This is a genomic window from Streptomyces sp. NPDC046197 (genome assembly GCF_040646295.1).
GTDB lineage: Bacteria > Actinomycetota > Actinomycetes > Streptomycetales > Streptomycetaceae > Streptomyces.
The window spans coordinates 4347-11443 of record NZ_JBEYZY010000073.1 but is presented as its reverse complement, the minus strand read 5'-3'; the positions used below and the strand labels follow the sequence as shown (position 1 = coordinate 11443).

General features: G+C 70.6%; 7 protein-coding genes. 2 read left to right on the top strand and 5 right to left on the bottom strand.

Features of this window, described 5'->3' with window-relative positions:
* The first annotated feature begins 532 nt into the window (after positions 1 to 532).
* On the top strand, positions 533 to 1303 hold the full coding sequence (locus tag AB0A61_RS40505; RefSeq protein WP_361304501.1) for an ECF subfamily RNA polymerase sigma factor, BldN family: 771 nt from the start codon (positions 533 to 535) through the stop codon (positions 1301 to 1303).
* Positions 1304 to 1537: 234 nt separating this feature from the next.
* Positions 1538 to 2773 (top strand): DUF5667 domain-containing protein, encoded by a 1236-nt coding sequence (locus tag AB0A61_RS40500; RefSeq protein WP_361304498.1) that lies wholly within the window; start codon positions 1538 to 1540, stop codon positions 2771 to 2773.
* A gap of 166 nt (positions 2774 to 2939) precedes the next feature.
* On the opposite strand, the gene AB0A61_RS40495 is transcribed toward AB0A61_RS40500, so the two are convergent.
* The 5 genes from AB0A61_RS40495 to AB0A61_RS40475 form a co-directional block, all read right to left on the bottom strand.
* Positions 2940 to 4001 carry a lysophospholipid acyltransferase family protein gene (locus tag AB0A61_RS40495; RefSeq protein WP_361304495.1) on the bottom strand — a complete coding sequence of 354 codons (1062 nt, stop codon included), beginning with the start codon at positions 3999 to 4001 and terminating at the stop codon, positions 2940 to 2942.
* A 14-nt stretch (positions 4002 to 4015) separates the two neighbouring features.
* Positions 4016 to 5077, bottom strand: a complete 1062-nt coding sequence (locus AB0A61_RS40490) for an NAD-dependent epimerase/dehydratase family protein (protein ID WP_361304492.1) — start codon at positions 5075 to 5077, stop codon at positions 4016 to 4018.
* A gap of 276 nt (positions 5078 to 5353) precedes the next feature.
* The gene (locus AB0A61_RS40485) at positions 5354 to 5452 is read right to left on the bottom strand and encodes an AURKAIP1/COX24 domain-containing protein (RefSeq protein ID WP_003948845.1); all 99 of its coding nucleotides are present in this window, start codon (positions 5450 to 5452) and stop codon (positions 5354 to 5356) included.
* 156 nt (positions 5453 to 5608) lie between these two features.
* Entirely contained in the window at positions 5609 to 5821 is a 213-nt protein-coding gene (locus tag AB0A61_RS40480; RefSeq protein WP_159045100.1) for a helix-turn-helix domain-containing protein, read from the bottom strand.
* 129 nt (positions 5822 to 5950) lie between these two features.
* Positions 5951 to 6766: a phosphatase gene (locus AB0A61_RS40475; protein WP_361304489.1), complete on the bottom strand. Its 816-nt coding sequence runs from the start codon at positions 6764 to 6766 to the stop codon at positions 5951 to 5953.
* Positions 6767 to 7097 lie beyond the last annotated feature (331 nt).

Genomic DNA, 7097 nt, shown 5'->3' with positions numbered 1-7097 from the left:
TGCGATTTCCGGCGCATCACACTAGTGTCCTGCGCCTGAAGTCCGTCGGTAGATCTGCCTCGTCTCGGCGATCGGATTCACGCTGCCGACCAGGCACGTCGACCGTCCGCAGCTCAGCCGGAACTGCCTAGGAACTTCCGGCGCGGGACACCAGGTCGCCGCCAGGTCGTCGCCAGGTCTGCGTCCTGTCGTACGACGGCGCCCAGGCCCTGTCGCAACGGCGAATACCGGTCAACCGAGCGAACGCACACGCGTACCCGGCTGACCATTCACCTTGGCGGTACACCGCCACAACACGCCCCCGACGCACACCAAAGGCGAACTGGTTCGATCAACAAACGGTCACTCTGCGGCACTTGATCAGGCGCCGATCGGTTACGGAAGCGACGTAATCGATGATTTGAGCAACTGGGTGTAGCAGGGCCTGTACGAAGCGTTATTCTCCTCAGACGCAAACCGGTACCCCTTCGTCGCTACGACGGGTGAACGGTTCCGCACTGCACGTGATGGAAGCTCTGCCTCTGGGAGTCCCGTGTACCCACACGTCGGGGTTGACGCCTCGGGCCTGGCTACGCTCCGCGCAACGGTCCTGGACCTGCTGCGCGGCCTCGTCCCCACTGCGTCCGCCGTCCCCGCATTCGCCACGGCCGCGCCCGTAGGCCCGTGCTACGCGCTGGCCGAGGGCGGCGCCGCGGTGGGCAGGAGAGGGCGCCAGTCCGCCGGGGCCCAGGCCCGCCGCCCGGCCGCGGACAGCGACAGCGCCCGGATGATGGACCTCGTGGAGCGCGCTCAGGCCGGCGAGGCCGACGCCTTCGGCCGCCTCTACGACCAGTACAGCGACACCGTGTACCGCTACATCTACTACCGGGTGGGCGGCCGGGCGACCGCCGAGGACCTCACCAGTGAGACCTTTCTGCGCGCCCTGCGCCGCATCGGCACCTTCACCTGGCAGGGCCGCGACTTCGGCGCCTGGCTCGTCACCATCGCCCGCAACCTCGTCGCCGACCACTTCAAGTCCAGCCGCTTCCGGCTGGAGGTCACCACCGGCGAGATGCTCGACGCCAACGAGGTCGAGCGGTCCCCGGAGGACTCCGTCCTGGAGTCCCTCTCCAACGCCGCCCTACTGGACGCCGTACGGCGGCTGAACCCCCAGCAGCAGGAGTGCGTCACGCTCCGCTTCCTGCAGGGCCTCTCCGTCGCGGAGACCGCCCGGGTGATGGGCAAGAACGAGGGCGCCATCAAGACCCTGCAGTACCGGGCCGTGCGCACCCTCGCCCGGCTCCTCCCCGACGACGCGCGCTGACCCGCCCACGCTCAGCGACGCCCAACTCACGTTCCGTCAAAGCCCGTTGACTTCGCGACCCGATCATCCGCCGTCCGTAACCCAAGTGCCGAGCCACTCGTTGTGCGGGATACCGGCTCCCTGCGGTCACGCCCCGGCCCACCCTGATCACTCGATCGTGTGGATGCGGTCGTGGGCGTGCAACCCTCAGGATCCCTGGGGAGTCGACCGTCATGACGAGAGGAGGTGCCGCCAGTGATCGCGAACGTATCGGCGCACCGGCGGGCGAACGCCTTCGCCCAGGCCCTGGAGGAGCTGTCCGACCGGGGCACGGCGGCCGAGCAGTCCGAAGGACCGGCACCGGCCCCGGCCGCTGCGGAACAGACCGAGGAGGGCCGTCTGCTGGCCCTCGCCACCGGTCTCGGCGCGCTGCCCCGGCCCGAGCTGGATCCCGAGGTCAAGGTCGTCCAGCGGGCCCGCCTGGTGGCCGCGATGGAGGCCATGCTGCAGGAGGGCACCGCGAAGGGCGAGGCGGCGGGTCCTTCGGTGCCCGAGCAGCGAAGGACCCGGGGTGCCCACCGGGCGAGCACGCTGGGGAAACTGCGACCGCGTTCGCGGCTGACCAAGGGCCTGGCCGCCGGCGGACTCAGCGTCGGCGTGGCCGCGGGGGCCTTCGGCGGGGTGGCCGCTGCCAGTTCCAACGCCCTCCCCGGTGACTCGCTGTACGGGCTGAAGCGCGGCATCGAGGACTTCAGGCTCAACTACCTGACCGACGGCGACGACGAGCAGGGCCAGGCCTACCTGGACCTCGCCTCCACCCGTCTGAACGAGGCGCGCCGGCTGCTGGACCGCGGCCGCAGCGGTCACCTCGACCACGAGTCCCTGGGCGAGATCCGCCGCACCCTGTACGGCATGCAGCACGACGCGGCCGAAGGCCACCGTCTGCTGCACGAGGCGTACCAGCGCGACCCCGACTCCCTGGGCCCCATCCAGGCCCTCTCCGCCTTCTCACGGTCCCACCGCGAAGCCTGGGGCGCCCTGCGCGAGAAGCTGCCCCTGCAGCTCGGCGACGTGAGCCGGCAGGTGTCGTCGGTGTTCGACGCCATAGACGAAGAGGTCGCCCCCCTGCAGTCGCTGCTCCCCCAGGCTCCGGCCCAGGGCGGCGACAGCCGGCGACACGGCTCCGGCTCGGCGCCCTCGGGCTCGTCCGGCGCCCACAGCTCCGCCCACCCCAGCACCGGCAGCGGCGGCTCCTCGCCCGGCGGCAGCCACTCCGGCAGCGGGAGCCCGAGCAAGTCCGCCGGCTCCGGCAGCGGGGCCGACAGCCTGATCGGCGGCACCACGGGCGGCCTGCTCGACCCGCCGAAGTCCAGCGGCAGCACCTCGCCGTCCGCCGGCAAGTCCCCCTCCAGCGGCCCCAACGTGACCATCCCGCCGCTGCTCCCGGGCCTGCTGCCCGGCCTCGGCATCGACGGGGAGAACACCAACTAGGCGTACGACGGCGTGGGCACCCCTCTCACCGGGGGCGCCCACGCCGTCGTACGCACGGCAGACCACAGGGCCTGTGACCGGACAGGTCGGACGCACACCGGGCGGTCGGACGCACACCGGGCAGGCCGGACGCACACCGGGCAGGCCGGACGAACCACCTGGCGGGTCAGAAGAACACCGAGCGGCGCTGCACCAGCAGCTTGTACAGCGTGTGCTGGATCTGCTCGCGCACCTGGTCGGTCAGGTTGAACATCAGCATCGGGTCCTCGGCCGCCTCCGGCGGATACCCGTCCGTCGGGATCGGCTCGCCGAACTGGATCGTCCACTTCGTCGGCAGCGGGACCACGCCCAACGGGCCCAGCCACGGGAAGGTGGGCGTCAGCGGGAAGTACGGGAAGCCCAGCAGGCGCGCGAGGGTCTTGGCGTTGCCGAGCATCGGGTAGATCTCCTCGGCCCCGACGATCGAGCACGGGATGATCGGCGTGCCCTGGCGCAGAGCCGTGGAGACGAAACCGCCCCGGCCGAACCGCTGGAGCTTGTAGCGCTCGCTGAAGGGCTTGCCGATGCCCTTGAAGCCCTCCGGCATCACCCCGACCAGTTCGCCCTGGCCCAGGAGCCGCTCGGCGTCCTCGGCGCAGGCCAGGGTGTGCCCGAGCTTGCGGGCGAGCTCGTTGACCACCGGCAGCACGAAGACCAGGTCGGCCGCCAGCAGCCGAAGATGCCGGCCGGCCGGATGGTGGTCGTGGACGGCGACCTGCATCATCAGACCGTCCAGCGGCAGCGTGCCGGAGTGGTTGGCCACGAGCAGCGCGCCGCCCTCGGACGGGATGTTCTCGATGCCCTTCACCTCGACCCGGAAGTACCTCTCGTACACCGGCCGCAGCAGCGACATCAGGACCTGGTCGGTCAGCTCGGCGTCGTACCCGAAGTCGTCGACGTCGTAGTCCCCGGTGAGGCGGCGGCGCAGGAACGCCAGGCCCGCGGCGACGCGCCGCTCCAGCCCGCCGTCGTCCTGGGGCCTTGGCCGCGGCTGCGACGGCTGTTCCTCACGGGTCACGGGAACATCATCCTGTGCGGCGGCCCTGGTGGGCAGGGGCTGGACCTCACGGACCGGCGCCGGCTCCCCACCGGTGCGCCGGCTCCCGGCACTGCGACGCCGCGACGGCCGCTGTACGGCGCTGCCGCGGGACCGGTCGTCGTCGAACGGAATGACCTTGGCGTCCGCCATCGTTGCTGCGCTCCTCAGTTGGCGCTCTGCGTCGGGAGGTGGCCGCTGCCCCTCTGGGACAGGGCGGCGATCCGGTCGACGGCCCCCGCAAGGGCCTCCGGCGGCAGGAGTCCGGGTCCTCGGCTGCGGGCGAAGTCCGCGAAGGTCTCCGCGGTCGTGTACTTGGGTGCGAAGCCCAGCGTCTCGCGCATCTGGTCCGTGGCCACGACCCGGCCGTGGGTGAGCAGTCGGATCTGCTCGGGTGAGAAGTCCGTCATACCCAGGGTACGCACCAGCGAGCCCGCCCACGTGACCGCAGGCAGCAGCAGCGGCACCGTGGGGCGGCCGAGCCGCCGCGAGCACTGGGAGAGCAGCAGCACGCCGTCACCGGCGATGTTGAACGTGCCGCTGTTGAGCGTGCCGCGGCGCGGCTCGTGCGAGGCGATCCGCAGCACCTCGATCACGTCGTCCTCGTGCACGAACTGCAGCCGCGGGTCGTAGCCGAAGACGGTCGGCAGGACCGGCAGCGAGAAGTACGAGGCGAGCGGGGAGTCCGCGGTCGGGCCGAGGATGTTGGCGAACCGCAGCACGCACACGGCGACGTCCGGCCGCCGCCGCGCGAAGCCGCGTACATAGCCCTCCACCTCCACGGTGTCCTTGGCGAAGCCGCCGCTGGGCAGGGACTTGGGCGGGGTGGTCTCGGTGAACACGGCGGGGTCGCGGGGCGCGGACCCGTAGACGTTGGTGCTGGACTTCACCACCAGCCGCTTGACGCTCGGGGATTTCTGGCAGGCACCCAGCAGCTGCATCGCGCCGATGACGTTGGTCTCCTTGACCGTGGCCCGGCTGCCGCTGCCCAGCGCGGTGCCGGTGACGTCCATGTGCACGACCGTGTCGGCGGACGTCTCCGCGAGCACCCGGGCGATGGTGGCCTGCCGGATGTCCGCCTGGATGAAGTCGGCACCACCCAGATGGTGCTCAGGCGGAACCGCATCCACGGCGACGACCCGGTCCACCTGTGGGTCACGCTGGATCCGTCGTACGAACCGGCCCGCGAGCTGACGGGCCACTCCGGTCACGAGCACGACCTGTCCCAAGATCAGCGCCTTCCTTCCAGGAGCTCGTATCCGCCGCGTTCCCCGTATGCGGCCAACCTATCGGGTTGATGTTGCGCTGTGATGACTGCCCGATGCACGAAGTGACGATGGGCACCTCCGTACGACCACCCGGCCCCCGTTTCATCCGGTCGTACGCACGGGGTTCGCCCTCCCGGACGGCGCGGGCCGCACATGCGCGTGGCCCCCCACCGCAAGGGGTGGGGGGCCACGGACACGCTCTCGCGATGTCGCGTACCTAGTAGCGACCTGGCGTCACTACTTCTTGTTGCGACGCTGGACGCGGGTGCGCTTGAGCAGCTTGCGGTGCTTCTTCTTGGCCATCCGCTTGCGCCGCTTCTTGATAACAGAGCCCACGACTACCCTCGCTCACTTCTCATCACTCGGTGTTTGGGCGCCATGGGCCCACACGACCTACGAGGGGCTAGCCTACCCGCCCCGAGCGCCGAGGTCGTAATCGAGGGGACGGAGGGACCCCGAAGTGCCCTGTGCGCGGATCCCTCCGGGTTGCCGTCAGACGGTTTCCACCCCCACATAGCTCTCGCGGAGGTACTCGTGAACCGCTTGCTCCGGGACGCGGAAGGACCGCCCCACCCGGATCGCGGGCAGATGACCGCTGTGCACCAGCCGGTACACGGTCATCTTCGACACTCGCATCACCGAGGCGACTTCCGCCACGGTAAGGAACTGAACCTCGTTCAGAGGCCTTTCGCCAGCTGCAGCCATGACACACCTGAACCTTCCGCACTCGACGGCCACCGGCTTCCCCTTCCGGTGACTCTTCGTCGCTGCGTGCTCACTCCCCAGACTAGGGGCGGGTGATGCGAGTGGGGAAGAGGTGCACCCATCGGCGTCCTACTGGGACAGACACGCTCGATTGAGTACGTAGCGGGTCAGCGGCCGGTAGTAATCGGGCCGCACGCCGTCATCAAGTGGAACGACGACGGACAGCCGCCCCTCGGCCTCGCCGACGAACAGCGCGGGGTCGTCCGTATCGGCCAGACCAATGGCCTCGAACCCCAGCTGACCTGCTCCGCAGACCCATCCATGGTCTCCGATCACCAGCTCGGGCAGCGGGCCGCCGGCGTCGGCCGCGGCGGCGAGCGCGAGGCGAACCGGGAGCGGCGAATGGGTGTGTGCGCCCGGCTCACAACCGGAGCGTTCCACGCCTGGCCGCCGCACGAGCGCGACTCCCCGTACGTAGTCGAGGTTGTGCGTGCGTAGGCCGAACCGGGTCGTTATGTCGACACAGCGACCCTGCGCGGGGGTGAGGACGGCACATCCCGCCGCCGACAGGGCATCGGCCAAGGCGGCGTAGAAACCGATCAGCCGGTGCGGGTGACCGGTACCGAGCAGAACAGGTGCGCCGCGCCGGGCGGCCACCGCGATCCGCTCCGCGAAGGCGTCCAGCGCGCTCAGCGTCAGCTCCGGGTCAATCACATCATGGCCCGAGGTGTGCTGTGGATCGGCTGAAACTCCACACTTCCGCGCCATCAGGCCGATCAAATCCGGCTGCCGCCACGTCTGTTCAGGCGTGATCCCGATCAGCACCCGGGGGTCGCCGGCCGCGAACAGCCGATAACTCCGCAGGCTCGTCTCCCGCATGGTGGCCACCGTCCCGGCCAGCCGAGCGGCCAGCAGATGCGCTCGCAACGCCGTGGTGCTCAACACGCCAGCGATGGTGACGGACCGGCTAGGGCGGTGAGCGCCGAACGCGGAAACACCGCACGGTTGGCGTAATGGACCGCCCGAGCCCGGGACGGCCGGTCCACCGGACCCACGAGCAGCCGCCCCCGGCCGGCCCCGGGCAGCACGGCCCACCCGCACACACCGGCCGACGCCGGCACCCGGGCAACCCGCACACCGGCCAACGCCGGCACCCGAGCACCCCGCACACACCAGCCAACGCCGGCACCCGGGCAACCCGCACACCGGCCAACGCCGGCACCCGAGCACCCCGCACACACCAGCCGACGCCGGCACCCGGGCAACCCGCACACAC